Annotated in this window: 18 protein-coding genes; 10 read left to right on the plus strand and 8 right to left on the minus strand. The window is 44.9% G+C overall.

What is annotated here, in order from left to right:
• Positions 1-5 precede the first annotated feature (5 nt).
• The 5 genes from FO440_RS21820 to FO440_RS21840 all read right to left on the minus strand — a co-directional run bounded on the left by FO440_RS21820 (position 6) and on the right by FO440_RS21840 (position 9,768).
• On the minus strand, positions 6-2,351 hold the full coding sequence (locus FO440_RS21820) for a glycoside hydrolase family 127 protein (protein WP_144250441.1): 2,346 nt from the start codon (positions 2,349-2,351) through the stop codon (positions 6-8).
• 57 nt (positions 2,352-2,408) lie between these two features.
• A complete protein-coding gene (locus FO440_RS21825) occupies positions 2,409-3,935 on the minus strand; it encodes a putative Ig domain-containing protein (RefSeq protein ID WP_144250442.1) in 1,527 nt (508 codons plus the stop codon).
• Positions 3,936-4,124: 189 nt separating this feature from the next.
• On the minus strand, positions 4,125-6,551 hold the full coding sequence (locus tag FO440_RS21830) for a glycoside hydrolase family 31 protein (RefSeq protein WP_144250443.1): 2,427 nt from the start codon (positions 6,549-6,551) through the stop codon (positions 4,125-4,127).
• A 132-nt stretch (positions 6,552-6,683) separates the two neighbouring features.
• Positions 6,684-8,573, minus strand: coding sequence for a family 43 glycosylhydrolase (locus FO440_RS21835; protein ID WP_144250444.1), 1,890 nt, complete (start codon positions 8,571-8,573; stop codon positions 6,684-6,686).
• Between the two features lie 25 nt (positions 8,574-8,598).
• On the minus strand, positions 8,599-9,768 hold the full coding sequence (locus tag FO440_RS21840) for an aldose epimerase family protein (RefSeq protein WP_144250445.1): 1,170 nt from the start codon (positions 9,766-9,768) through the stop codon (positions 8,599-8,601).
• A 210-nt stretch (positions 9,769-9,978) separates the two neighbouring features.
• Between FO440_RS21840 and FO440_RS21845 the strand changes: the two genes are divergently transcribed.
• The 10 genes from FO440_RS21845 (at position 9,979) to FO440_RS21890 (ending at position 24,319) form a co-directional block, all read left to right on the plus strand.
• Positions 9,979-10,686: an NUDIX hydrolase gene (locus FO440_RS21845; RefSeq protein ID WP_144250446.1), complete on the plus strand. Its 708-nt coding sequence runs from the start codon at positions 9,979-9,981 to the stop codon at positions 10,684-10,686.
• A gap of 96 nt (positions 10,687-10,782) precedes the next feature.
• The gene (locus tag FO440_RS21850) at positions 10,783-13,194 is read left to right on the plus strand and encodes a ribulokinase (RefSeq protein ID WP_317129820.1); all 2,412 of its coding nucleotides are present in this window, start codon (positions 10,783-10,785) and stop codon (positions 13,192-13,194) included.
• A gap of 66 nt (positions 13,195-13,260) precedes the next feature.
• Positions 13,261-14,754, plus strand: coding sequence for an L-arabinose isomerase (araA, locus tag FO440_RS21855; protein WP_144250447.1), 1,494 nt, complete (start codon positions 13,261-13,263; stop codon positions 14,752-14,754).
• A gap of 95 nt (positions 14,755-14,849) precedes the next feature.
• Positions 14,850-16,556 (plus strand): sodium:solute symporter family transporter, encoded by a 1,707-nt coding sequence (locus FO440_RS21860; protein WP_144250448.1) that lies wholly within the window; start codon positions 14,850-14,852, stop codon positions 16,554-16,556.
• Between the two features lie 26 nt (positions 16,557-16,582).
• Positions 16,583-18,157, plus strand: coding sequence for a glycoside hydrolase family 43 protein (locus FO440_RS21865; RefSeq protein ID WP_144250449.1), 1,575 nt, complete (start codon positions 16,583-16,585; stop codon positions 18,155-18,157).
• An 18-nt stretch (positions 18,158-18,175) separates the two neighbouring features.
• Positions 18,176-19,315, plus strand: coding sequence for an endo-1,4-beta-xylanase (locus FO440_RS21870; RefSeq protein ID WP_144250450.1), 1,140 nt, complete (start codon positions 18,176-18,178; stop codon positions 19,313-19,315).
• 29 nt (positions 19,316-19,344) lie between these two features.
• Positions 19,345-21,294, plus strand: a complete 1,950-nt coding sequence (locus FO440_RS21875) for a family 43 glycosylhydrolase (protein WP_144250451.1) — start codon at positions 19,345-19,347, stop codon at positions 21,292-21,294.
• A gap of 5 nt (positions 21,295-21,299) precedes the next feature.
• Positions 21,300-22,604, plus strand: a complete 1,305-nt coding sequence (locus tag FO440_RS21880) for a glycosyl hydrolase family 8 (RefSeq protein ID WP_144250452.1) — start codon at positions 21,300-21,302, stop codon at positions 22,602-22,604.
• Positions 22,592-23,443 carry an alpha/beta hydrolase gene (locus tag FO440_RS21885; RefSeq protein ID WP_144250453.1) on the plus strand — a complete coding sequence of 284 codons (852 nt, stop codon included), beginning with the start codon at positions 22,592-22,594 and terminating at the stop codon, positions 23,441-23,443. The genes FO440_RS21880 and FO440_RS21885 overlap by 13 nt, the downstream gene beginning before the upstream one ends.
• A gap of 30 nt (positions 23,444-23,473) precedes the next feature.
• Complete coding sequence (locus tag FO440_RS21890; RefSeq protein ID WP_222104034.1) at positions 23,474-24,319, plus strand: sialate O-acetylesterase; 846 nt, start codon at positions 23,474-23,476, stop codon at positions 24,317-24,319.
• A gap of 27 nt (positions 24,320-24,346) precedes the next feature.
• Here the strand turns inward: FO440_RS21890 and FO440_RS21895 are convergent, their stop codons facing one another.
• From FO440_RS21895 to FO440_RS21905, 3 genes are all read right to left on the minus strand, one after another.
• Positions 24,347-25,003, minus strand: a complete 657-nt coding sequence (locus FO440_RS21895; protein WP_144250455.1) for an HAD family hydrolase — start codon at positions 25,001-25,003, stop codon at positions 24,347-24,349.
• A gap of 126 nt (positions 25,004-25,129) precedes the next feature.
• Entirely contained in the window at positions 25,130-26,149 is a 1,020-nt protein-coding gene (locus FO440_RS21900) for a zinc-binding alcohol dehydrogenase family protein (RefSeq protein ID WP_246104294.1), read from the minus strand.
• The gene (locus FO440_RS21905; RefSeq protein WP_144250456.1) at positions 26,149-26,484 is read right to left on the minus strand and encodes an L-rhamnose mutarotase; all 336 of its coding nucleotides are present in this window, start codon (positions 26,482-26,484) and stop codon (positions 26,149-26,151) included. Before FO440_RS21905 ends, FO440_RS21900 begins: the two co-directional genes overlap by 1 nt.
• Between the last annotated feature and the right edge of the window lie 2 nt (positions 26,485-26,486).

Raw genomic sequence — 26,486 nt, forward strand, 5'->3', positions numbered from 1 at the left:
AACTATTATCTCATAATCCTTATATCAGATACAGCCGCAGTCTTCATGCCATCAGTCGCCACAAATTCGACATACAAAGGACCGACCTGACCCGCCGGTAAAGGGTATTCTTTGTTTGTAAAAGTATTTTCCTGCGACTCTTCCGATACGATATGCGCAACTTTAATTTTATTGACCAAAATATCGAATGAGCAATTTTTATCGCTTGCATTATAGGCTATCCTTAAAAATTTTGCTGCCGGATTATACCGCATTTGATAGCTAAATTTTCCGGTAGCCGAACGCCAGTGTATATTGCGTGTCAAGCCTGTTTGGCTGATGTCAAATAGTAAGTGGTGATCATTCTCCGGCTGTTGCTCTCCAGGTGATACCTGGTCAATAGTAAGGGGAGCTAGTTTTAAATAAGTTTCATCAAGCGCCGCCAATTCCGCTTCTTTCTTCTGTATATTATCTTGTGTGGTAATAGGCCAATAAAGCATATATCGTGTATCGTGTACTTTATAAAAAGGGATAAGTTTAAGGTTTTTAAATTGAGGCTGTTCTGTGATGTCGCCGATCTTGAATTCCATTTCCTTACCGGCAACTTTTTTTAGTTCGGCAGCAGGATCAGTGCCATTTTCAATCAGCAAAGGCGACCTCGTCAATGCATACAGCGGGCCGCTGGCAATATGCCCCCAACGGCTGCCACTCGCAAAAAGCCCGGGCATATTTGTCGTATCAGTCGGCGCTGCCAATACAATTGGGCCATGTAGGAAAGAAACCCATCCCGAATGGTCGGGCAGGTATTCTGCAGAATTTGTCATCGGCAAAGTAATGGTAACTTTATCACCCTTATGCCAAATGCGATTAACTCCGGCACATCCGCCCGAATAAGTCAGGTTGTTTATCTCTTTTCCATTAATTCTTATCGCAAAGGCCGCTGATTTTACCCAAACCGGCTTTCTCACAAATAAGGTAAAACGTTTTGAGCCAGCGGCTTCTATTTTTATGTTTGTTTGTTCTTCATCAGGGAATTTATTTTGTTGAATAAGCTTGATGCCATTTTCTTTCCAGTTTAGGGATGATGGTATAAAAAGATTGACATAAATATTATCGTTTTTATGGGTATAAATCAGTTCGCCGTATTTACCGTGGTTTTCCATACCGGTACCTACACAGCACCAAAAGCTTTCATCCACGCTAGAGTAAACTCTGTAGTGTTGTGGATGTATAGGGGTAAAATACACAAAACCTCCGGTTACAGAATGCTGTGATGAAAGTATATGGTTATACAACAAACGCTCATAAAAATGCATATACTCAGGTTTACCCTCATCCACAAACAACATTTTTGATAGCTTGAGCATATTGTTGCTGTTGCAGGTCTCGGGGCCCTGTTCTGATTCGATCATCGAAGAAAAATCGTCAGATGGGTTAAAATGCTCTTTAACGCTATTTCCACCGAGCGATATCGTGCGGTTATTAACTACCGTTCTCCAAAAAAAACTGGCTGCAGATGAATAGCTCGTATCATTTGTTAATTCAGCTATGCGTTCAAAACCGATAACTTTTGGAATTTGTGTATTGGCGTGTAAACCGGTAAGCTTGTCTTCGTGAAGTTTTAACGCATCAAGCACTTGTTTATGACAAAATTTCTCTGCCAATACCAAATATTTATGATTGCCGGAAAGGGCATAAGCATCAGCGAGCACTTCGTCCATTCCTCCATGCTCCGTATTCAACATATTTTGCATTTGCTTTTCTGCTAAACCGGAAATTTCTTCATTGGCCCAGTCAGCAAGGTGCAAAAATATCGCTTTAGCCTGCCGATTTCCAGCCAACAAGTAACAATCCCGTAACCCGGCAAACAGTTTATGAAGGTTATACCATGGCACCCATTTTTTATTGAATTCGCTAAAGTCGCCTGCTTTCATCTGTGCCCACATATACATCCCGCCGGGGATACCGCCAACGTACCCATTTCTATTATTTAGCTGGCAGCGAGCCAATTCGCCCAACATATAATCCATCCTTTTTTTACATTCTGCCGAGCCGGTAGCGGCATACATTTGTGCTAAAGCTGTTAAATAATGCCCGCCAGTATGCCCGTCCAGCCCAGTATTTTCCCAGTTACCGTAACTTTGCGCTTTTGGTGCCAATCCTGCTTCCCTCAAGAATGGTGCTAATAACCTGTCAGGCTCCAGTTTAAGCATATACTCGAGGTCGGTTTGCTCTGCCGAGAGAAACGGGCTTTGCAAGAGTTGCACTTGGTTTAGCCTAAACATTTGCATTTTGTTTGGCTGTCCTAAAGCCAGCTTAAAACTGCCGGTTGCTACCAAAGTAATAAAGGCTTTTAAGAAAAGATTGCTCATTTTATCTGTTATAATTTCCTATATATCTATAAAAGTGCATCTTATTAATAATTCATATTATTTACCTACCCATACTTTCAACAATACCACGCCGTGCGCAGGTACAGTTATTGACGTTCTGTTAGCGTTAAATTTATCAATATCCTGCTGTCGCCACAAATCACGCGCCTTTGTAATGCGACCGGATACACCGAAAAAGCCCGCCTTATTTAAATTGGTAGATCTGGCAGCATCGCCCCGGTTAAACGCAGCAATTGCATAAGCTCCGTCAGCCAAAGGTTTTACAAAAATGTCTATGGCACCATTACTGCCTACTCGGGTAGCCTGTTTGCCTAATTCATCCTGGTTTACATCCAATACTTCATCATTTGTCAACAGGCCAATGGTAAAATCATCCAATTTATCCAGGTCGCAACCCAATATCAGTGGAGCAGATAGCATACACCAAAGGGTAATGTGGCTATATTGTTCATCCGGCGTTAAACGGGTAGGTTTTACTTTAGGCCCCCATCCTAATTGGCCGACTACCAACATATCCAGGTCGTTCCAGTGGCCTGGCGCAGCGAAAGTAGCCCATTTGTCTTGAGAAAAACCTATTTCGGATACCGAAAAATGCCAAAATGCATCCCCGTCCTGCCAGGCGTCATAAATATCGCCGGTTGTGCGCCAGCTTTCTGCAAGTTTACCATAGGCTTCTGCATCGGCTATTTTTCCGCTGTTGGATAAACTAAAAACTATATCACGCTTATTTGAATGTAATGCTTTGCTCATTTCTTCGGTATGTAATACATCTATAGGCCAGTCGTATTTCAGGTAATCGATACCCCATTCGGCCCACTGATCAGCATCATTCTTGGCAAATGATATTGCCCCGAACTTGTTGCCAATTTTTTTCCATTCGCCACTTGCAGTTTCAGCACTGCCACCGGCAAACTTTGCATACGATGTTTCCCATGGCGTTGAATAAATACCAGCCTTCAAACCTAATTTGTGAATGGTATCAACCAGTGCCCCCATGTTCGGAAATTTCTCATTTCCCTGCAAAGCCATATACTTACCCTCACGCTTACCCTGCCATCCATCATCCATATTAATGTAAGTAAAACCATGCTGGCTTAATCCGCTTTTTACCATTGCCCGGGCTGTGTTTGCAATTTTTTCCTGCGTAATGGTCGCACCAAAAGCGTTCCAACTGCTCCAGCCCATTGGTGGTGTCAGTGCAATGCGGCTACCTACAATTATTCTGAACTTTTTTTGCGCATTTCCAAACTTGTTGCTTGCCTTTAAGATAACTGCATATTCACCAGCAGTGTTAAGCGTACCGGTTATCATACCAGTAGCAGCATCAACTGTCAACTCTTCCGGCAGGTTTTCGGCTGCAAAATTAATTGGGCGCGTACCCGTTGCAGGAATGTTATAAATTATTGGTGAACCGGGCCTCACACCAAAAACTGCCGGTCCGTTGATACGCGGCGCGGGTGGCGAAGGCGGGGTTAAACTAACGGGCGCGTTCTGCGCCAATAAGGCTGTACCGCTGGTATTAAATAGGAGGCAAACTGCCAATAGACCTAAGTATTTGATCATATTTTATTTATTTGCTTATAAATTGATTAGCCTGAGCAAAGCAGCAAAGCATTTTGCTCACTCTTGCAGTTGCCTTACACATTAAGTGTCTTTATTATTCCAATTTCCTATCAACTTTGCAGTGTTCAGCGAACATTCATTTCTGTTGTGTTGAACTTGTTACCATATTTGTTCATGAGGTAATTTTTTCTATAAATTAACCTTTTCCCCTTTGCCATCGTATGTAACCGATTTAAACGCTTTTAAATCTGCGGTCTGGTTTCCATCTGCGGATGCAACCGAAATATTAAATTTGCGGTTTACAAGCACTCCACTAAAAGAACCTATACGATCAAATATTTTTAAGGTGCGCTTCCTATCATCCCAGTGGAATTTGATCTCGGTATATTTACCTTTCTCATAGTTATAATTATCGTTCTCGTCTTCGTACAAGGTAAAATCGCCGTCTGCGCCTGGGTAAACCCTTATCTCCAGATTGTCCCATTTTTTCTCCATTGCATACTGCACCTGCGGTCCAAAAGGCAAAATCGAGCCGGCTTTAACATATAGTGGTATAATATCCAGTGGTGTTGGTTTGCTAACTTTTTGGCCGCCTTTTAATTTTTCGCCTGTCCAGAAATCGTACCAGTCAGCACCGGCGGGCAAATACACATGCCTTGATTTAACCACGCTAAAGTCCTCTTCTTTTACCGTATCCTTACCTTCAAGCGTGTTACCGGGCTTCGTATACATCGGGCTGGTGGCAGGGCTAACCAATAATGATTTACCGAACATATACTCGTCATTGGTATCCCAAGTGTTTTTGTCATTGGCAAAATCCATTTCCAATGCCCGCATCATGCTCGACTGATGGCTGCTAACCTCCCAAGACGCAGAATAAATATACGGTAGAAGGCTGTAACGCAGGTTAATAAATTTGTCGATAGCATCATATGCTCTGTCTCCCTTACTGCCAAACTGGTAGATTTCCCTTGGCGCATCCGCCCCATGCGAACGCATCATTGGACAAAAAGCGCCAAACTCGATCCAACGGACGTATAATTCACGATAGTCCGGATCTGCCAGCTTCCTCCTGAACTTGGATAAGAAAAACCCGCCTATATCACTGTTCCAATAAGGTATCCCGCTTAATGAAAAGTTTAAGCCGGTCGGAATTTGCTGCTTGAGCGCTTGCCATGACGATGTAACATCGCCCGACCAGGTATTAGCACCATAACGTTGCTGGCCCGCAAATGCGGAACGGGTAAGAATGAACACGCGTTTATCTGAGCTTGCTGCACGCTGATGATCGTATACGCCCCCCACGGTCATCAACGGAAAAGCATTACGCACTTTGCGGAACGAACCGAGATAGGTTTTAAGGTCAAGGTCGGTGGGTTTGAAGTGCAGATGATCCGGTTCGGTAGAATCCATCCACCACCCATCTATGCCAACGGAGAACAGCCCTTTATTCATATACTTCCAGTAAATATCTCTCGCCTCCGGGTTATACGCATCATAAGGCCTTACACCTGAAGGGTAGTCTAAGTTTGGCGGCCACTTGTCAGAACCAGATTCGGGCCAGGTGTTAAAGTCAAGCAGCATATTTTTTGCTTTCAATTCTTTATAAGGCAAGGTTTGCGGGCCGAAAGATGCCCATATTGAAATGATCATGTGGGCATTTAGTGCGTGCACATCGTTAACCATTTTTTGCGGATTGGAGTAATCGGCATTCAAAAAATCCATAGCGTTCCATAGATAATTGCCCCCCCAGTATTGCCAGTCCTGTATAATACCGTCTATCGGAACATTCAAATCCCGGTATTTTTTCACAACACTCACCAACTCATCCTGGCTTTTATACCGCTCTTTGCTCTGCCAGTAGCCAAATGTCCATAACGGAAACATAGGGGCCTGGCCGGTAAGGTCGCGCATATTCGCGATCACGCCGTCCGCATTTTTTCCATACATAAAATAATAGTCAATGCCATCGCCAACATCTGATTTAAAGCTGGTTCCATCTGCGCTATCGTCAAACGAAGTGGGTGAATAGTTGTCCCAAAAAACGCCATAGCCTTTTACCGATTGAAAAAAGGGCACTACGTCTTCGGTATTTCCCTGTATCATGTTATCATAGCGCTGGCCCCGTTGGTTCAAGTTGCCGCGTTGATGCTGGCCCAAACCATAAATAGATTCTTCTTTGTCCAATAAAAAACTTTGTGAAACGGTGTAGGTATGACTTCCCGCGTCATTAAATGGGATAAATGCCATCCCGTTTTGCTTTTCGCGCAATAGCGCCTTTCCATTACTGCTCAAAAATGCGATATCGCCCGTCTTAACGTTTAAGCTAACGTCAAGTTGGTCGCTTTTTAAATGAAGAATATCGCCCTTCTGTTTGTAATTAACCACCACCTGGCCGGGCTTTTTTATTACAGAAAGGCTTTCCCTGGTAAAAGCTTTACCGGCAGGTGCTTTGATTAAACGTACAATCGTAGCGCTATAAAACTCTACTTCCAAAGAAATATCTCCGATAGTAGCCTTTGCGCCTGATTGGGTTTTCTGATAGTTTTGCGCATTTGAAATACTCGAACCAATCAGAATAAAAAATGAAATAAGTTTTAAAATTTTCTTGTGCATAATGAAAGTACCGGTTATCTAAATGAAAAATTATTGCATGTATTCAAAATCCAAAACCGACCGCCCGCTTTGCGCATGCACAACAGCTGATAAACTGATCATAAATAAGGGAACTCTTTGCCATCATTGTAATCATCTGTGGATGCCTTTTAAGGTAGGTATTACTCTTTTTACACTCCCGTCTGCGTTAAATTCCAGTTTATCTATACATACCTCCCGGTGGAAGCCGGCTGCATCGCCCATGGTAATACCCCTGGGGCGATTGAAACGATGATAAACGATATACCATTCGTCTTTACCAGGAATTTGTAACACTGCGTTATGACCTGTTCCAAAAATCCCGTTCTCAGGGTCCTTTGCTAAAACAAGGTTATCAGCCGGCACATTGATCGGCCCGAGCGGCGAATCAGACGTACCATACCGTACCTGATAATTTTCGCTGCGGGTGTCATCCTCAGACCACATAAAATAATATTTCCCTTTTCGGTAAAAGACTTCTGTTCCTTCCCTGAAAGATTTATCAGGCGTGAGCACTTTGATCGCGGAGGTATCTATAGAAAGCATATCCTCGTTCAATCGGGTACCTGCCATGTATCCATTGCCCCAATATAAATAATACTCACCCGTCCTGGGGTCTCTAAAAACATCAGGATCTATTTGTTGACCGTTAACTCCTGCCGGATGTTTATCTATGAGGGGATGGCCACTATCCTTAAAGGGGCCGGTCGGATTATCCGCGGTGGCCACACCTACCTTTTGAGCGGCGCAGAAATAGTAAAAGTATTTGTATTGGCCGTCGATTTTCTTCTCGGCTATGGTGGGCGCCCAGGCATTGCGTTTGCCCCAGATCACGTCTTTTGGCAAGTCCAAAATGACACCTTCGTCCTTCCATTTAACCAGATCTGATGAAGAAAAAGCTTTAAAGTAAGTTCCGCTCCAACCGGTAAAGCCATCGCTTGTCGGATAGATATAATATTTGCCGGTTTTTTGAGAAAACAGCACCTCGGGATCGGCAAATTCTCCTTTTAAAGCCGGGTTATGGTCGTCTGCGGCTCCCCATTTGGCTGTCAATCGTTGATATTCTTTTTCAGTGATCGGCAATACTGTGCCATGTCGGGGGTGAAAATCCATAGACACATCCTGATCAATCACTTTAAAATTTTCAAGATCGCTACTTTTGGTGAATTGGTATTTACCTTTTGTATATACATCATACATCAAAATATAGTCCTTTCCCTCATTTAGTTTAAATACGCCTGCCCCTTCTACCGGGTCTGTTGTTTGCTGTAAATATTTATCTTCCTGAACATAACCCGAAGTAAGCGAACCTGATACTGCCTTTTTTATACCATTACCCGAACCTTCAGTTTTAAAAAACAGGTTAAACTTTCCGTCTTTGTATATGATGTCTGCATCGATACATGATTTGTTACCCGGACTAAAGAACAATTGCTTAGGCTCAGATATAAAGCCGGTAAAATCCTTATTGGTATAAGCATAATAGATAATATCAGCCTGGTTACCAATTCTCATAGACCAGTACAGCATGTATTTCTTTTCATTTTGATCATAAATGGTTTGTGGTGCCCAAACCCTGTTAACATCTGCAAACTGTTTAAAAATTGATGGAATGTTAACTACTACAGAACTCCAGTTAATCAGGTCGGTTGATTTCATTAAAACCATGGCCGTATTAGGTCCCCATCCATTTTTTGCCACCTGCATATCTGTGGCAACCATATAAAATGTCTTTCCATCTTCTCCTCTCAAAATGTGTGGGTCGCGAACGCCGCCTGTCGAACTGATCTTAACGGAATTTAGAATGGGCGCATCCTGGTTAAGCGCTTTAAAATTATAACCATCTCTGCTGACAGCAAAGTGTATGGCTTCTTCAGATTTCCCGTTACCTGTAAAGTAAGCAAACAGATAGGCTACCTTTTTTTGCGCCGTGGCAGCAGGCATTGAACTGACGATCATTGATACGCAGAGAAGAACCCGATGTTTGTACGATATTTTTTTCATGAATTTGTAAAATAGCGATGTAAAATTATTTCTTTATGGAGAATCTATACTCGGTAACTGTATGACAAGTTTGGCCCGGATTTAAAGTGGTTGATGCAAAAGCAGGCTGATTAGGAGCGTCGGGGAAATGCTGGGTTTCCAGACAAAAGGCCGAACGATAGCCATACGCCTTACCGCCTTTACCATCATGCGTTTTACCAGTTAAAAAGTTACCCGAATAAAATTGCAGACCTGGCTCATCGGTATAAATGTCCATTACTATGCCCGTTTCCGGGCTCATTACGGTAGCCACAGCTTGTTTTATTGTATGTTTGGTCAGCACGAAGTTGTGGTCATAGCCCTTTCCATTTTTTAACTGTTCGTTTTGATTATTTATATCTGCGCCTATGGCTTTGGCTTTTGTGAAATCAAACGGCGTATTTTTCACAGTCTGGAGTTGACCAGTAGGGATAAGCGTAGTATCGACAGGTGTAATCGCATCCGCTCTGATCGTCAACAGGTGGTTCAATATCGAACCTTTACCTTCTCCATTCAGATTAAAATAAGCATGGTTTGTCAGATTTATAATAGTAGTTTTATCTGTTGTAGCGGTGTACGTAATTCGCAGAGCATTATCAGCTGTAAGGTTGTAAACGACTTTTACATTTAACGTGCCGGGATAGCCCCCTTCTCCGTCTTTTGATGTATAAGTTAATTCGAGCGAGCTGCTGTCGGGCTGAACAGCGTCAAATACCTGACCATAAAATCCTTTGAATCCCCCATGCAGCGTATTAACTCCGTCATTGATATCCAGTTGGTAGGTCTTACCTGCCAGTGTAAATTTTCCTTTGGCTATCCGGTTACCATAACGGCCGATGATCGCGCCAAAATAATTCTCCGGCTTGGTTTGATAGCCTGTTAAATCATCATGCCCCAAAACGACATCCTTTAAAGCACCATTCTTATCGTGTACCATTAAACTCACGATACGTCCGCCAAAATTAGTTATTGCCAAACTGGCGCCAGTACTGTTTTTCAGGGTGTAGAGCTTGACTTTTTTGTCATGGATAGTTCGTTGAAAGTTGGCCGCCTTTAATTTGACTGCATCGGCCACGGTGGTATCCCTGGTCGTTTTTGTTCCTGTTGGTCCATCACAGCTGCTTGCGATGAGCAGTAGGCTCCATAATAATAAATATTTGTGTTGAGGCCTTTTCATAAATTATCGGTTTTAATAAAATAATTTGGTAGTTATGGTCGATGCCGGATCGGCTGTCGTGCCATGAAATCAAAGGCTAAGGTATAATATTTATTTTTAATTGTTAAAACAACACTTAAAAATAATAAAATTAAAACCGTCACGGGCCTACTCAAACACCTCAGATCATGCTTAAAAAACCTATATTTGCCGGCGTATTAACCCTATCAAATGCAGAAATATTCCAAACAGACCCGGCTTTTATTGGCAGTAGACTGCATTATCTTTGGATTTGACGGTGAGACATTAAAGATCTTGCTGATCAAAAGAGACTTTGAACCGGAAAAGGGAAACTGGAGTTTAATGGGTGGATTTGTACAAGCTAACGAAAGTGTAGATCAGGCCGCTAACCGCGTTCTGACACAACTTACCAATCTGCAAGGGGTATACCTGGAGCAGCTTTACACCTTTGGCAACACCAAACGTGATCCTTTAGAACGCACAGTTTCAGTCAGTTATTTTGCCCTGATAGACATCAACAAATACGAAGCTCAATTAAGTAAAGATTATCACGCAGACTGGTTTCCACTTAAAAAGGTGCCTAAACTTATTTTTGACCAGCAGGATATGGTCGAAGCAGCAAAAAAAAGGATCAGGTATAAAGCGGCGCTTCATCCTATTTTATTTGAACTCTTGCCTGAAAAATTTACGTTACCCCAATTGCAGGTGCTCTATGAAAGTGTTTTTAACACCAGCATAGACAAAAGAAATTTCAGCAAACGCGTCTTAGCCACCGGACTGTTAATCAAACTGGACGACAAAGATAAGACAGGATCTAAACGCGGCGCATTTTACTACCAGTTAAATAAACAGAATTACTATACTAAGTTCCAGTCGTTTATCAACATTCTTCCTAATCCGGACACATTGCAGGTTTAACAATTCTTACCAACCGTTTCACTAAATCAATCTTTTTCACAAAAATTTTTTGTTTTGAAAAAATAAGTGTTAATTAGACACTTATTATAAACCAAAATGAGAGAAGATAAATTTGTAATCGGGGTCGATTATGGCTCAGATTCCGTTCGCTCTGTATTGATCAATGCGTTTGATGGCGAGGAAGTAGCCTCGTCGGTATTTAATTATCCCCGCTGGCAGCAAGGCACCTATTGTGATCCTGCTGAGAACCGTTTCAGACAACACCCCCTTGATTATATAGAGGGTTTGGAAACTACGATCAAACATTGCTTAGAACAAGCCGGGGGTCACGTAGCTGCGCAGGCGGTGAAAGCTATCTCTGTAGATACGACAGGATCTACACCAGTAGCCGTCGATAAGACCGGAACGCCGCTGGCATTAACCAAAGGATTTGAAAACAATCCCAACGCGATGTTTATTTTATGGAAAGATCATACGTCGGTTGTTGAGGCTGCCCTGATCAACGAGCACGCAGCCAAATTCGATATCAATTACTTAAAATATGTCGGCGGGATCTACTCTTCTGAATGGTTCTGGGCCAAGTTGCTGCATATTATAAGAGTGGATGAACAAGTGAGAACATCACTACATTCCTGGGTGGAGCACTGTGATTGGATACCGTTCTTATTAACCGGCGGTACAGATGTAAAGGATATCAAACGCGGCCGTTGCTCAGCCGGGCATAAAGCTTTATGGGCCGAAGAATTTGGTGGCTTACCGCCCGATGATTTTTTCGCCACACTTGATCCACTACTAAAAGGCATTACCAATAAACTATTTACCGAAACCTATACAGCAGACCAGGCTGCGGGTAAATTAAGCGCCGAGTGGGCAGGAAGACTCGGCCTGTCAACTGATGTAGTTATCGGAACCGGTGCTTTTGACGCTCATATGGGCGCGGTTGGCGGACAGATAGAACCCTATTATTTAAGTAAGGTCATGGGCACCTCCACCTGCGATATATTGGTTGCCCCTACCGAAGAAATCGGTGATAGATTGGTTAAAGGCATTTGCGGGCAGGTGAACGGCTCTGTTATACCGGGTATGACAGGACTGGAAGCTGGACAATCGGCCTTCGGCGACACGTATGCCTGGTTTAAAAATGTTTTATTATGGCCGGTAAACAACGTCCTGGATGATTCAAAAATCGTCGACAGCAAAACCCTAGCTGGATTAAAGGCGGAAATAGCCGACCAGATCATCCCGGAACTAAGCCGCCAGGCAGCTTTATTGCCTTTGGACATTGATAACGAACTGTCTATAGATTGGTTAAACGGGCGCCGGACACCGGACGCCAACCAGGAATTGAAGGGCGCAATCAACGGCCTGGGGCTGGGAAGTGATGCACCACGCGTTTTTCGTTCGCTGGCTGAGGCAACCTGTTTTGGCGCAAAAAGCATTGTCGACAGGTTCATCAGCGAAGGTATCCCGGTAAAAGGGATTATAGGTATTGGTGGTGTTGCCAAAAAATCGCCGTTTGTGATGCAAATGATGGCAGATGTGTTGGGAATGCCTATACGCATTCATCAATTCAAACATACCTGTGCGCTGGGAGCGGCGATGTTCGCAGCTGTAGTAGCTGAGATCTATCCAACCGTTGCCGATGCCATGCAGGCGATGGGACGAGGTTTTGATGCCGAATATTTACCTAATGCAAACCTTGCGGCAATTTATGCTTTGCGTTACCAAAAATATCAAACGCTTGGCAACTTTATAGCCGGGGAAATTAAAGCAAAACCGGCTGCTGCGACAATTGAAAAAAAACCCATCATCAGCAAATATCAGGCTATTAAGGATGAGGCCTACGAGGCGAATATGCAGTTACCTAAATTGGGGCTGGTGCTGTTTACCTTTGGTAATGTCAGTGCGGTGGACCGGGAGCTTGGGGTATTTGCAATCAAACCAAGCGGCGTTCCCTATGAAGACCTTTCTCCGGAAAAAATGGTGATCGTTGATTTTGATGGCAACGTTATTGAAGGCGACCTGCGGCCATCATCCGATACCCAAACTCATGCTGTTCTTTATAAGCATTGGCCTGGTATAGGCGGTATTGTACATACGCACTCTACATATGCTACCGCCTGGGCGCAATCGCAGCGGTGCATCCCGATCTTCGGTACCACGCATGCAGATCACTTAACGGTTGATATACCTTGCGCCCCGCCTATGGCTGATGCGATGATTGAGGGAGATTACGAATACCAGACCGGTTTCCAGATTATGAACCATTTTACACAAAATGGGCATGATTATAACGAGGTAGAAATGATACTGGTTGGAAACCACGCGCCTTTTACCTGGGGTAAAACTGCTGCCAAGGCGGTTTACAATAGCGCGGTGCTGGAAAGTGTAGCACAAATGGCGCTTTTAACCGAACAGATAGAAAGCAATGCGCCACGTTTAAAAAATGCGTTGATCAAAAAACATTTTGAACGCAAACACGGACCGCACTCCTATTATGGGCAGTAAAAACCGGTTAAGAAACACAATAATTACCGCACTATAGCATCGAATAATAATACAAACTTATAATACATGATAGATTTAAAAACATTTGAAGTTTGGTTCATAACCGGAAGCCAGCATTTATACGGTGAGGAAACCTTAAAACTTGTCGCTGAACATGCACAGCAAATAGCTGCCGGAATTGATGGCGCAGCAAACATACCAGTTCGCATTGTATATCAACCGGTGGTTAAAAGCACCGAAGAAATTTATGCGACCCTGCAAGCGGCAAATACGACGGAAAACTGTATCGGCATTATTGCCTGGATGCATACCTTCTCTCCTGCCAAAATGTGGATCAGGGGTTTAAGCATTCTAAAAAAGCCTATGCTTCATTTACATACCCAATTTAACCGGGACATTCCCTGGAGCAGTATTGATATGGATTTTATGAATCTTAACCAAAGTGCGCACGGAGACCGGGAATTTGGTTTCATGGTTTCGCGTATGCGTATGAACCGTAAAGTAGTAGTAGGTCACTGGCAGGATCCTGAGACACTGGGTCAAATGGCCGCCTGGACCCGTGCTGCCGCGGGCTGGCATGACTGGCAGGGCGCAAAGTTCGCCCGCTTTGGCGACAATATGCGTTTCGTGGCGGTAACTGACGGCGATAAAGTAGAAGCCGAGCTAAAATTCGGATTCGCGGTGAATACTTACGGTATCGGCGATTTGGTGGCGGTTATCAATACCGTAAATGATACCGATATTAAGACATTGATCAATGAATACGAGGCAAATTACACTATAGCCGCTGAGCTAAAAAAAGGCGGTTCGAAACATTCATCGGTTTACGAGGCTGCAAAGATCGAACTTGGATTGCGCAAATTTTTAACTAACGGTGGCTTTAAGGGCTTTACTGATACGTTCGAGGACCTGCATGGCATGATCCAATTGCCTGGTATCGCTGCGCAACGCTTAATGGCTGATGGTTATGGCTTTGCTGGTGAAGGCGATTGGAAAACTACTGCCCTGGTACGGGCATTCAAAGTGATGGGTGCCGGCCTTCCGGGTGGTAATGCATTTATGGAAGATTATACTTATCATTTCGATCCAAATAATTCACTTGTTTTAGGATCACATATGCTGGAGGTCGACGCGTCGCTGGCCAGTGGTAAAGCATCTTTAGAGGTACATCCATTAGGTATAGGCGGCAAGGCCGACCCGGCGCGCCTGGTCTTTAATGTAGCAGGTGGCCCGGCTTTAAATGCTTCGCTGATCGATATGGGCAACCGGTTCCGTTTACTAATAAATGAGGTCGAGGCTGTCGAGCCTGTTGCAGACCTGCCTAACTTACCTGTAGCCCGTGTACTTTGGAAGCCATTGCCTGACATGAAAACAGGCTGTGCAGCCTGGATCTATGGCGGCGGCGCACACCATACGGCCTATAGTCAAAATCTCACTGCGGAACATTTACAGGATTTTGCAGATATGGCCGGCATCGAATTTTTGAGGATCGGCGAAGGAACTACCATACCACAGTTCCGGAATGAATTGCTATGGAACGAAGTGGCCTATAAATTATAACCAGATTGCATTCAGGGGGATCAAAGATGGGTTTTGATATCCCTGATTATTGTTACGCTAAAGCAACACCTTTAAGAAACCAATAAAACATTGTTATGAATAGATTTTCAACCATTGACTACGTAATATTTGTAGTCTATTTCATCGTTGTATCCACCTATGGTTACTGGGTGTACAGCCGCAAAAAAATCAAAGGCGTATCAGACAGTAAGGACTTTTTTCTTGCTGAAGGATCGCTTACCTGGTGGGCTATCGGTGCGTCTCTCATCGCCTCTAATATATCCGCCGAACAGTTTATCGGGGCCAGCGGGCAGGGTTTTGCTGTGGGCTTAGCCGTAGCAGCCTATGAGTGGGTCGCTGCCATCGCCCTGATTATTGTGGCCGTCTGGTTCATACCGATTTACCTCAAGAATAAGATCTTTACTATGCCGCAGTTCCTGCATACCAGGTATAACGAAACGGTAAGTTTTGTCATGGCTATTTTCTGGTTATTCCTGTATGTATTTGTGAACCTGACCTCTATCCTGTTTCTCGGCGCGCTGGCACTTAACAATCTTTCGGGCGGCGATCAGGATTCGATGCATTATATTATCATCGCCCTGGCCGTATTTGCCCTGTTCATTACGTTGGGTGGTATGAAGGTTATCGGCTTTACCGATGTAATCCAAGTACTGGTATTAGTTATCGGGGGGCTGGCAACAACCTATATCGCATTAACTTTAGTTAGCGACCATTTTGGTTTAGGAAAAAGCGCGTTGGCCGGTTTTAACGCCATGATAAAGGACGCCCCTGATCATTTTAAAATGATATTGCCTAAACCTAAAGCGGGTACATCACAGGTGGAGATCAATAAATATCTTGCTTTACCCGGAATTGCCATGTATTTCGCCGGACAATGGATCGTCAACCTGAATTACTGGGGTTGCAACCAGTACATCACCCAACGCGCATTAGGCGCTGACCTGAAAACCGCACGCACGGGTATCTTATTTGCAGGTTTAATGAAATTGGCTATGCCCATAATAGTTGTCTTACCGGGTATAGCAGCTTATGTTTTATACAAAAACGGCGCACTGCAACAAGAGATGCAAACTGGCGGGCATTTCAATTCGGACAATGCTTACTCGGCGGTGTTAGGTTTCCTTCCGACCGGTTTGAAAGGACTTTCAGTAGCCGCGCTTACCGCAGCGATAGTCGCATCTTTAGCTGGCAAGGCAAACAGTATCTCTACTATTTTCACTTTAGACATCTATAAGAAACACATTGATAAACAGGCGAGCGAAAAGAAGATGGTGATCGTCGGAAGGGTTACTATTTTTGCGGCATTGGTTTTTTCTATACTGCTAACCTGGAAAGATCTGTTAGGTATCGGTGGCGAGGGTGGTTTTACCTTTATTCAAAAATATACAGGCTTTATCAGCCCGGGAATATTCGCCATTTTTATATTGGGTTTCTTTTGGAAGCGTACAACGGGAGCCGCAGCTATCGCGGGCATCCTAACCGGCTTTGCTATGTCAGTACTGTTCAATAACTATGCGCCTGCCTTATTCGGTAGCGAAACTATTTTATATACGGCTTTTCCTAATGGCAAGGGTGGTTATGAAATCCCATTCCTGATCTGCATGGGGCTTTCGTTCCTCTTTACGATCATTGTTATGGTCGGCATCAGCCTGGTCGGGCCAAAAGTGAATGCAAAAGCTTTGGCGATAGATAGCAGCATGTTCAGGGTAGAACGTTCCACCCTGGCTTTGATCATATTGACGCTATTGTTATTGACGATGTTGTATGTTAAATTCTGGTAATGTAAGATTTTATTAACCGCGTTTTTATGCTAAAAGCAATTTTCCAAGTGGCATTCATCCTGCTGTTGTTCGCCTCAGCGCCGGATACTATCAAGGCTCAGGCACATAATCCCATTATCGATGCAGATGTACCGGATATTTCGATAGTGCGTGTTGGTACTACCTATTACATGAGCAGCACCACCATGCACATGAGTCCGGGCGTACCGATCATGAAATCGACCGACCTGGTAAACTGGAAAATCGTCAGCTATGCTTATGACACGCTGGCCAATGTGGACGAACTCAACCTTCAAAATGGAAAAAGCACGTACGGGCGCGGGTCCTGGGCAAGCAGCCTTCGCTACCACAATGGCCTCTTCTATGTAAGTACGTTCGCCCAAACTACGGGTAAGACCTACGTTTATACGACAAAGGATATCGAACGGGGCCCCTGGAAAGCCGCTGCTTTTAAGCCGGCTTTACATGACCACTCGTTATTTTTCGATGATGATGGAAAGGTCTATATGATTACGGGCAGCGGGAAATTAAGATTGGTAGAGCTTAACAGCGATGCTACCGGAATCAAACCGGGCGGTATTGATCAGGTTGTTATAGAAAATGCCAGCCTGCCTTCCGGTGCCAATGGCGGTTTAGGGGCTGAAGGTTCTCAGTTGTTTAAAATAAATGGCAAGTATTACCTGTTCAATATCACCTGGCCGCGCGGCGGCATGCGGACGGTTGTTATTCATAGGGCCGATAAAATTACGGGGCCTTATGAGGGCAGAATTGGTTTTCAAGACCAAGGAGTCGCACAAGGCGGACTGGTAGATACGCCCGATGGCGCCTGGTACGCCTATTTGTTTCGCGATTTTGGTTCGGTGGGCCGTGTCCCTTACCTCGTTCCTGTAAAGTGGGAAGACGGCTGGCCCATTTTAGGCGAAAAGGGGAAGGTGCCGGAGACATTGAAACTCCCTGCAAGCCGCGGATTGATACCGGGGATCATTGCATCAGATGAGTTTAGCCGAAAAAAAAGTGATCGGCCGTTGCCATTGGTCTGGCAATGGAACCATAACCCTGACGCTGCCTTGTGGTCAATTGGTGAAAGGAAGGGTTTTTTACGGTTAAAAACAGGAAAGGTGGACTCAGATTTTCTGATGGCCAGAAACTCCCTGACCCAACGAACGATTGGCCCGGTGTGCAGCGGGTCAACCGCGCTGGATGTTTCGCACATGCATGACGGTGATTTTGCGGGTTTGGGCCTTTTGCAAAAAAATTACGGATTGGCGGGTGTGAAAGTAGAGGGTAACAGTAAATCGATCGTTATGGTCAACGCCGGCACCGGCAAGCCTGTAGAGGTGCAAAAAATACCGCTCAACCAAAAAGTAATTTATTTTAAAGCTGAGTGCGACTTTACAGAAAAAAAAGATGTGGCTGATTTTTATTATAGTCTCGACGGCAAATTATGGACGTCATTGGGTAGCCGGCTGAAAATGGCTTATACTATCCCTCATTTTATGGGTTACCGGTTTGCCTTGTTCAATTATGCTACAAAAGCGGCCGGCGGCTGGGCGGATTTTGATTTTTTCCATATCAGCGACCGCGTAACTGCTGCTAACTAGTTAAATAAAACACAAAGAATGATACTAAAAGAAAAACCCACGCTAAGGCTGACCATTATTGGTACGCTTTATTGGTTATGCCTGGTAACAAACGTGAGCGGTCAAATGCTGACCCGTGACGAAAACAAGGGCTTAAAGGATTATTACAAGGCATATTTTCCAATCGGCGTGGCGGTAAATATCCGCGCGCTGAAAGGCGATGAAGCCAAACTTATCATTCATGAGTTTAATAGTATTACTCCGGAGAACGATATGAAAATGGGGCCGATACACCCGCGTGAAGATTTTTACAATTGGCGGAATGCGGACTCCATCGTAAACTTTGCCATTAAACATCATATCCGCATCCGGGGTCATAACTTGTTATGGCATGCCCAGGCCCCGGCCTGGATGTTTAAAGACAGCACCGGCGGGCAGGTAAGTAAAGAAGTTTTATTAAAGCGTCTAAAAGATCATATTACCGCGGTTGTTACGCACTTTAAAGGCAAAATTTATGCCTGGGACGTGGTCAATGAAGCGATTGACGATAAGCCCGATAATTATCTGCGCAATTCATTATGGTATAAAATCTGCGGCGAAGAGTTTATTCCCAAGGCATTCGAATATGCACATGCGGCTGATCCGTCGGCGGCGCTTTATTACAATGACTACAACAGCGAAAACGAATCGAAGCGTGAAAAGATATTCAAGTTATTAAAAAGTCTCGTGGATGCCGGGATCCCGATCAACGGGGTAGGATTGCAAGGTCATTGGAAATTGGATAACCCGTCTCCCGAACTGATCCGTGAGGCTCTGGACCGTTATAAATCCCTTGGGCTAAAAATACAGATCACCGAGTTGGATATTACCGTCCGAGGGCGAAACCATAATGCGCAGGCAAATGCGGACTCAGGATTAACCCCGGCGCTGGCGGACCGGCAGGCGGCGCGCTATAAAGAATTGTTTGAAATATTCAGGGCCTATAAAAATGTGATCACCGGTGTTACTTTTTGGAATGTCTCCGACCGTTATAGCTGGCTGGATTCCAGAAACGGCGGTCTCGCCGGCGGAGCCGCTGCCAGCGACCAAAGTAACCCGGTTATAATAAAAGCTTACCCCCTATTATTTGATGAAAATCTTCAGCGAAAAAAGGCCTATTGGTCAGTAGCCAATTTTTAAATTAACAGAAGGAAATTAATATTTGCATTATGGATAATTACCGTTTTTTAAGCATCATACTTCCGCTCCTGATCAGTGTGTCAGTTGCCAGGTCCCAGTCGGTTAAGACTCCCGACTCTACCCTTAGGTATCAGCGGGTACAGACCTACGTTAATCCGGTCTTGCCGGGCGATCATCCTGACCCAACGCTACTTAGAGTAGGAGATGACTTTTATCATTGCGGTTCAACTTTTCATTTTAATCCCTATCTGCCCATTTACCATTCCAGAGACCTGGTTCATTGGGAAGTCATCAGCCGGGTTTTACCTGCAGCAAAGGCAACTTGGGTGAACGACCAGCCATCGGCCGGGATCTGGCAGGGAGCCATCACCTATTTTTACGGGTCTTACTGGATCTACTTCTCGGCTGGCGGACAATGGTTTTGTAAAGCCAGTTCGCCAGCTGGTCCCTGGTCCGATCCCGTACAGGTTAAATCCAATCCGGCCACGGGCAACCTGGGCTATGATAATTCCATATTTGTAGATGATGACGGCAAACCTTATATGGTGATCAAAAATGGCCAGAAGATTAACCGCTTACAGGCCTTGGGCCGGGACGGGCAATTAACCGAAAACGTCATTAAGCTGGACTGGATCAATGCCCGGCTGCAATATAGCTGGGCCGAAGGCCCGGTGATGTGCAAGCGTAACGGATTTTATTATTATTTCCCTGCCGGTGATGTTACGGGCGGACAGTATGTTCTAAGAACCTCCGCACTGACCAGCGACTCGACCAAATGGGAGCGGTTGGGCAACTTCTTTAAGCCGGTAACCGATCCTAAGGTTCGGTTTCGCCGCCCAAACCATATCTCCGCACCATTTCAGCTGGCTGACGGAACCTGGTGGACGATTGGCCAGAGTTACGAAAATTACGAGGGAGATGACTGGTCCGGAATGGGTCGTCAAACCTCGCTATTTCCCGTCACCTGGGAAGGTGACCGCCCCTGGGGAATGGCGCCAACTACCCAACCGATCATTAAACCAAATCTGCCACAGTCGGGCATTCCCTGGAGGAGTGTTAAAACCGACTATTTTAACGAAGAAGTACTTGATCTGAACTGGCACTTCCTAACTAAGAAAGCAAGCACAAATTATTCCCTCACCGACCGAAAAGGCTGGGTAAGGTTAAAGCCTGATACAGGACGAACCCACCTGGTACAAAAAGAGACCGATCATTTTTATGCAGCAGTTACCCGGGTTGACCTGAATGCCAGCTCAGCGACAAGCCAGGCCGGAATATACTTAACCAACGGAAACCAAAAAGTAGTTGTGAAATTATTTACCGGCTACGACAACGGCAAAAAGATAGTTTTCGAACTAGATACGGCAAAGCGCAGCATTCCCAATACTTTAGGTAATATCGTATGGTTGAAACTGGAAAGGTATCAACATTTTTTAAGCGCCTACTGCAGCAGTGATGGTAAAACCTGGATATCGCTTGGCGCTCCTGTCAACGCAGCAAACCTGGACAAAGCGCAACCCGCTTTCAATTCTTGGGTAGGGACTAGTATAGGTTTGTTTGCCGAAGGGCAACCGGCCGACTTTGATTGCTTTATTTGTAAAGACGGCGGTTCGGCATTACCAGCGGTCGGCTACAGCAATTATTACGGGGTAACGAGACACCCTTATGGGACGGAGGCCGGCGTTACTAATACCACCGTTTACGGTGGCTGGTTTATGCTTTCCGGCGTTGAAACAGGACACCAACCGAAAGCGGTCAGTGTCACTGTGAATGCGAAGGTCGGGGGGCAACTTGAAATATGGCTCGATGATCTGGAAAAAGGAACCCTGATCGCCAGGATTCCGCTGCAGCGGTCGACCGGGTGGAAATCTTATAGCAGTGCGCTAAAGAAAGTAAGCGGCCAGCATGACATCTTTGTTAAGTTTCCTGCCGGAACAGCCCGGGATATCTCCGTAAAAACTATTCAATTTTTGGATTGACGGATATGAAAAAATTAATATTAGCTTTAACGCTATTCGCTGTATTGCCTGGTATATCCATCGGTCAGTCTAAAAGAGCGAGCATCCGGAAAAACACCGGGGCGGCAATCGAATCGGGGATTTATCCCAATATATTTAAAGCCGCCGGCTACAGCCAGGCAGCCATCGACCGGAAAATTGCAGATGCTTATCAAACAATATTTGAGGGGCCGGACCGGGTTTATTTTACCGTAGGCGATTCTATGGCCTATATATCAGATGTAAAGAATCACGATGCAAGGACCGAAGGCCTGTCTTATGGAATGATGATCGCGGTACAGTTGGACAAAAAAGAAGTTTTTGACCGCATATGGCGGTGGTCCAAAAAGTATCTTCAGCATCAGTCCGGGCCGCGGCAAGGGTATTTTGCCTGGAGTATCAACCCGCAAACCATGAAACGTAATTCTGAAGGTTCGGCATCCGATGGTGAGCTCTATTTCATTACCGACCTTTTATTTGCTGCTAACCGCTGGGGAAATGGTACCGGCATCAACTATTACGCTGAAGCCCGAAACATACTGGATGCCATGTGGAAAAAAGACGGGACCGGAAATATTTACAACCTGATTAACATAACACATAAACAGATCAGTTTTGTCCCCGAAGGGGGTAACTATAACTGGACCGACCCATCCTATCATCTGCCGGCATTCTATGAAATCTGGGCGCTGTATGCCAAAGACGGCCACAAACAATTTTATAAAGATTGTGCGGACACATCGCGTGCTTTTTTGCATAGCGCCTGCGACCCTGTTACTGCGCTGAATTCTGATTATGCCGAATTTTCCGGAAAGCCGCACCCCACCAGCTGGATGCCCGCCGGTTTCCGTTATGACTCCTGGCGGGTTCCTATGAATATCACCATGGACTATGTCTGGTTCGGCAAGGATAAAAGCTGGCAGGAGTCTTACGCGACCAGGTTCCAGGACTTCCTCAGGTCCAAAGGAATAAACTCCTTTGAAGATCAATTCAATCTCGACGGTTCACGTCCGGAATTTATTCTTCAGGCGGGAATCGTTAAAAAACTAAGGCATTCTATCGGGCTGGTAGCAACGGCGGCCACCACTGCACACATCAGTCGCAATTCTGCCGGTCTTGATTTTGTCCATGCACTTTGGAATGCTAAATTGGAACCGTATGAAGACGGGTATTATGATACCTATTATGACGGCTTGCTTTACCTGTTCAGCTTGATGCACCTTAGCGGTAAATATCAGATCATTAAACCAAAGTTCATTAATCCTTATTTATTAATAACATGTCTATCATAAAATCACGATTGCTGACTATCAGCCTGCTAATGCTGATGACATTTTGTTCGACTGTATTTGCGCAAGCGCCGGTTGAGCAACCATTACCGGGATTTGATCATTTACGCACAGATATAACACACGGTAACATTGACAGCATTAGCTATTTTTCCCAAGCTGTTGACACTATGCGCAAGGCCATGGTATATACACCGCCGGGTTACACAACAAACAAAAAGTATCCGGTGCTTTATCTTTTGCATGGCATAGGCGGCGACGAAAAAGAATGGTTAAAAGGCGGCAATCCTCAAATAATCCTTGATAACCTGTACGCGGAGGGTAAAGTCACCCCTATGATTATTGTGATGCCCAATGGCCGCGCCATGAAGGATGACCGCGCCACCGGCAATATCATGGCGCCGGAAAAGGTTGCCGCTTTCGCGACTTTTGAAAAAGACTTGCTTAACGATCTGATCCCATTCATTGAGCAAACTTATCCAGTTTTAAAGGATAAGGACGACAGGGCTATAGCCGGCTTATCTATGGGCGGCGGCCAGTCGCTTAACTTCGGTCTGGGCCATTTGGACAAATTTGCCTGGGTAGGCGGTTTTTCTTCTGCACCGAATACTAAGGTTCCGGAATTACTTGTCCCCGATCCGGAAGCAGCAAAAAAACAATTAAAACTGCTCTGGCTATCCTGCGGGGCCAGCGACGGCCTGCTCAGCTTTAGCAAACGGACACATGAATATCTTGAAGCAAAAGGTGTACCTCATATTTATTATATAGCGCCCGGCGTACATGACTTTAAAGTTTGGAAGGACGGCTTGTATATGTTTGCGCAGTTGATATTTAAACCTTAGCTATTTCAGTTTTGAACTCATTTCATGACTATGAAAAGATATTTTTTACTCTTCGCTTTGTTGCTGACCGCCGGAAAGGGTTTTGCGCAAGACTCCAAGTTCTATATATTTTTGTGCTTTGGTCAATCCAATATGGAGGGGAACGCCCGGTTCGATGCTCAGGATACGGCAGGGATCGATCCGCGGTTCAAAGTATTACAAGCCGTGGATTGTCCGGATCTTGGCCGGATGAAAGATACCTGGTATACCGCCGTGCCGCCTTTGTGCCGGTGTAAGACCGGATTAACTCCTGCTGATTATTTTGGCCGGACCCTTGTTGCGAATCTACCTAAAAGGGTAAAAATAGGTATTATCAATATTTCTGTAGCCGGTTCGAGGATCGAGCTATTTGAAAAGGACAACTTCCAACCCTATGTCACAAGTGTACCCGGCTGGATGAAAAATATGATCGCTGAATACGAGGGTAACCCCTACGCAAGGCTGGTTGAACTGGCCCGACTAGCACAGCAAAAAGGTGTTATAAAGGGTATTTTAATCCACCAGGGAGAGTCTAATACGAATGATACCTTATGGACCAGGAAAGTAAAAGGTATCTATGATAATTTGATGACTGACCTTAAACTTAAACCCAAAGCGGTGCCTTTACTTGCCGGAGAACTGGTAAGTGCTGATCAGGGCGGCGCCTGCGCTTCCATGAACAAAATCATCGCCCGGCTACCGGAAACCATTCCTAATTCCTACGTAATTTCGTCCGAAGGCTGCAGCGCATCCCCGGATAAATTACATTTCACCGCTGAAGGATATCGCAAATTAGGTACCCGTTATGGGGTCAAAATGCTTGCATTGTTAGGTTATCCTGTCAAGGCAACAGATTAAATTCTGCCGCTATATGAACGACAATACTTAATTATACAAGATTTTATTATAAAATTCACCCGTAAAGTCACCGGAAAAGTGCAATATGTTTGTTAAGCCATCAAACTCAGGTGGCTGATGAGTAGTGGTAATGATAACCGCTTTCATGCCGGCGTTAGCGGCCGCTTCTGCTCCTTTGGGCACGTCTTCAAACACCAGACAATTTGCGGCAGGTACTTGTAAGCGTTCAGCGGCTATCAGATAAGTCTCCGGGTGTGGTTTACTCAGCACCACATCGTCGGCGCTTACGATAGTTTTAAAATAGTGCCGGATATTCAAATTATCCAATACATAATCAATATTAAAAGGTATGGCCGCCGAACCGATGGCCATTGGGATATTTTTTTGATAGGCAGCTTCCAAAAACTCATGGAGACCCGGTAAAAGTTTGAGATGGGGTAGAAATTCCGCCTGGTATTGCTTTTCCTTTGCTATCGATAAACTATTTATTTTTTCCGCAGTAAAGCGCTCCGGACCAAAAATCCGCACCAAAACTTCAGGGTTTTTACCATACATCTCCTTTTTAACTTCTTCCCAGGTAAAACTGCCCCCTAATTCATTGTTTAACAACCGAAGCCATGCCGAGGTATGATATTCCATATCATCGATCATGGTTCCGTTAAGGTCGAAAATAAAAGCCTTCATTTAAAAGAAATTAATTTTAATTACCGGGGTTAATATATAAACTTCAATTCTATTCATCATAAACGGGATTGAAAAATTCAGGGATTCTTTTCTTCTAAAATTTTCTTTTTTATTCTTTATTGTTTATCACAACTCTACCATGGCCTTAATTACTCCATTAGCGGGATCGAGCCAACTTTCAAATTCTGCCCCGATCTCATCAAAATTTACACGGTGCGTAATGTAGTTGTTTGGATCGACTAATCCTTTTTTTATAGAAGCGATGACATGCTCAAAATCGGCACGGGTAGCATTGCGGCTACTCATCAGCGTCGCTTCACGCTTATGAAATTCCGGATGACTGAAGCTAATCTCGCCTTTCTGCAGGCCAACCAACACATACCGTGCTCCGTGCGCCATATACTGGAATCCATTATTAATGGCACGTTGGCTGCCGGTACAATCAATAACCACGGTTGGCATATCACCTCCCGTGATATCGTCTAATTTGGCGGTTACATCATCGGTCGTGACATTAATAAGATGGTCGACCTTTAGGCGGTCGCGGCAGAAATTCAGCCGGGCCTGGTTCATGTCCATTGCGATCACCTTACCACCGGCTATCCGGGCAAATTCCATGGTGCCCAGGCCTATCGGGCCGGCGCCTATTACCAGTACATATTCGCCTGAACGCACTTCTGCACGCCGTACGCCATGGGCACCAATGGCGAGCGGCTCAACCAACGCCAGTTCATCAAAACTCAACCCTTCACCATGCACCAGCGCATATTGCGGTACCGACAGATATTCAACCATACCGCCATCGATATGCACGCCGCTAACCTTAATGCTGGTGCAGCAATTAGGCTTGCCGGAGCGGCAGGCAATACATTTACCGCAATTGAAATAGGGTATGAAGGTAACTGCTTCACCTTTTTCAAAGCCTTCGGCACGATTCGGGTCTGCCAGTACACCGGATAATTCATGACCCAAAATTCTCGGATAGCTGAAAAAAGGTTGGGTCCCTTCAAAAGCATGGAGGTCGGTACCGCAAATGCCGATGCGTTTGATTCGGATAAGCGATTCGTCAGTGTCGGGAACGGGCATTTCTTTTTCTCCATAAGCCAGTTCGCCGGGCTCTGTGCAGGCTAATATTTTCATCATCATTACAGTTGAAAAATCTTGTCCATCAAAACCCATTTTTCGCCATCGCCCGCCCAGGGAAGGGGTTGCTGGAAATTAGACATCAATTCTTCCCATTCCTTTACTTTTGGGTTCTGGGCATCCTGTTTTGCTTTCTTGGCAGGATCGAGGGTCTCACCGGTCTCCATTACCATAAACAACCGGTTTCCTGTACGATAGATCTGCATATCGGTGATGTCCGCGTCCAGGATACTTTTTCGTATTTCCGGCCAGCCGTTGCAGGCTTGATGCCAGCGTTCATATTCCGCAATTAATTGTGGGTCATCTTTGAGATCAAGTGCCAAATAGTATGTTTTCATAG

Source organism: Mucilaginibacter corticis (assembly GCF_007558865.1).
GTDB lineage: Bacteria > Bacteroidota > Bacteroidia > Sphingobacteriales > Sphingobacteriaceae > Mucilaginibacter > Mucilaginibacter corticis.

Bases quoted from the DNA above. Each gene is read 5' to 3' on its own strand.
- FO440_RS21820 (WP_144250441.1), bottom strand. From the start codon at position 2,351: ATGAGCAATCTTTTCTTAAAAGCCTTTATTACTTTGGTAGCAACCGGC.
- FO440_RS21825 (WP_144250442.1), bottom strand. From the start codon at position 3,935: ATGATCAAATACTTAGGTCTATTGGCAGTTTGCCTCCTATTTAATACC.
- FO440_RS21830 (WP_144250443.1), bottom strand. From the start codon at position 6,551: ATGCACAAGAAAATTTTAAAACTTATTTCATTTTTTATTCTGATTGGT.
- FO440_RS21835 (WP_144250444.1), bottom strand. From the start codon at position 8,573: ATGAAAAAAATATCGTACAAACATCGGGTTCTTCTCTGCGTATCAATG.
- FO440_RS21840 (WP_144250445.1), bottom strand. From the start codon at position 9,768: ATGAAAAGGCCTCAACACAAATATTTATTATTATGGAGCCTACTGCTC.
- FO440_RS21845 (WP_144250446.1), top strand. From the start codon at position 9,979: ATGCAGAAATATTCCAAACAGACCCGGCTTTTATTGGCAGTAGACTGC.
- FO440_RS21850 (WP_317129820.1), top strand. From the start codon at position 10,783: ATGAGAGAAGATAAATTTGTAATCGGGGTCGATTATGGCTCAGATTCC.
- araA (WP_144250447.1), top strand. From the start codon at position 13,261: ATGATAGATTTAAAAACATTTGAAGTTTGGTTCATAACCGGAAGCCAG.
- FO440_RS21860 (WP_144250448.1), top strand. From the start codon at position 14,850: ATGAATAGATTTTCAACCATTGACTACGTAATATTTGTAGTCTATTTC.
- FO440_RS21865 (WP_144250449.1), top strand. From the start codon at position 16,583: ATGCTAAAAGCAATTTTCCAAGTGGCATTCATCCTGCTGTTGTTCGCC.
- FO440_RS21870 (WP_144250450.1), top strand. From the start codon at position 18,176: ATGATACTAAAAGAAAAACCCACGCTAAGGCTGACCATTATTGGTACG.
- FO440_RS21875 (WP_144250451.1), top strand. From the start codon at position 19,345: ATGGATAATTACCGTTTTTTAAGCATCATACTTCCGCTCCTGATCAGT.
- FO440_RS21880 (WP_144250452.1), top strand. From the start codon at position 21,300: ATGAAAAAATTAATATTAGCTTTAACGCTATTCGCTGTATTGCCTGGT.
- FO440_RS21885 (WP_144250453.1), top strand. From the start codon at position 22,592: ATGTCTATCATAAAATCACGATTGCTGACTATCAGCCTGCTAATGCTG.
- FO440_RS21890 (WP_222104034.1), top strand. From the start codon at position 23,474: ATGAAAAGATATTTTTTACTCTTCGCTTTGTTGCTGACCGCCGGAAAG.
- FO440_RS21895 (WP_144250455.1), bottom strand. From the start codon at position 25,003: ATGAAGGCTTTTATTTTCGACCTTAACGGAACCATGATCGATGATATG.
- FO440_RS21900 (WP_246104294.1), bottom strand. From the start codon at position 26,149: ATGATGATGAAAATATTAGCCTGCACAGAGCCCGGCGAACTGGCTTAT.
- FO440_RS21905 (WP_144250456.1), bottom strand. From the start codon at position 26,484: ATGAAAACATACTATTTGGCACTTGATCTCAAAGATGACCCACAATTA.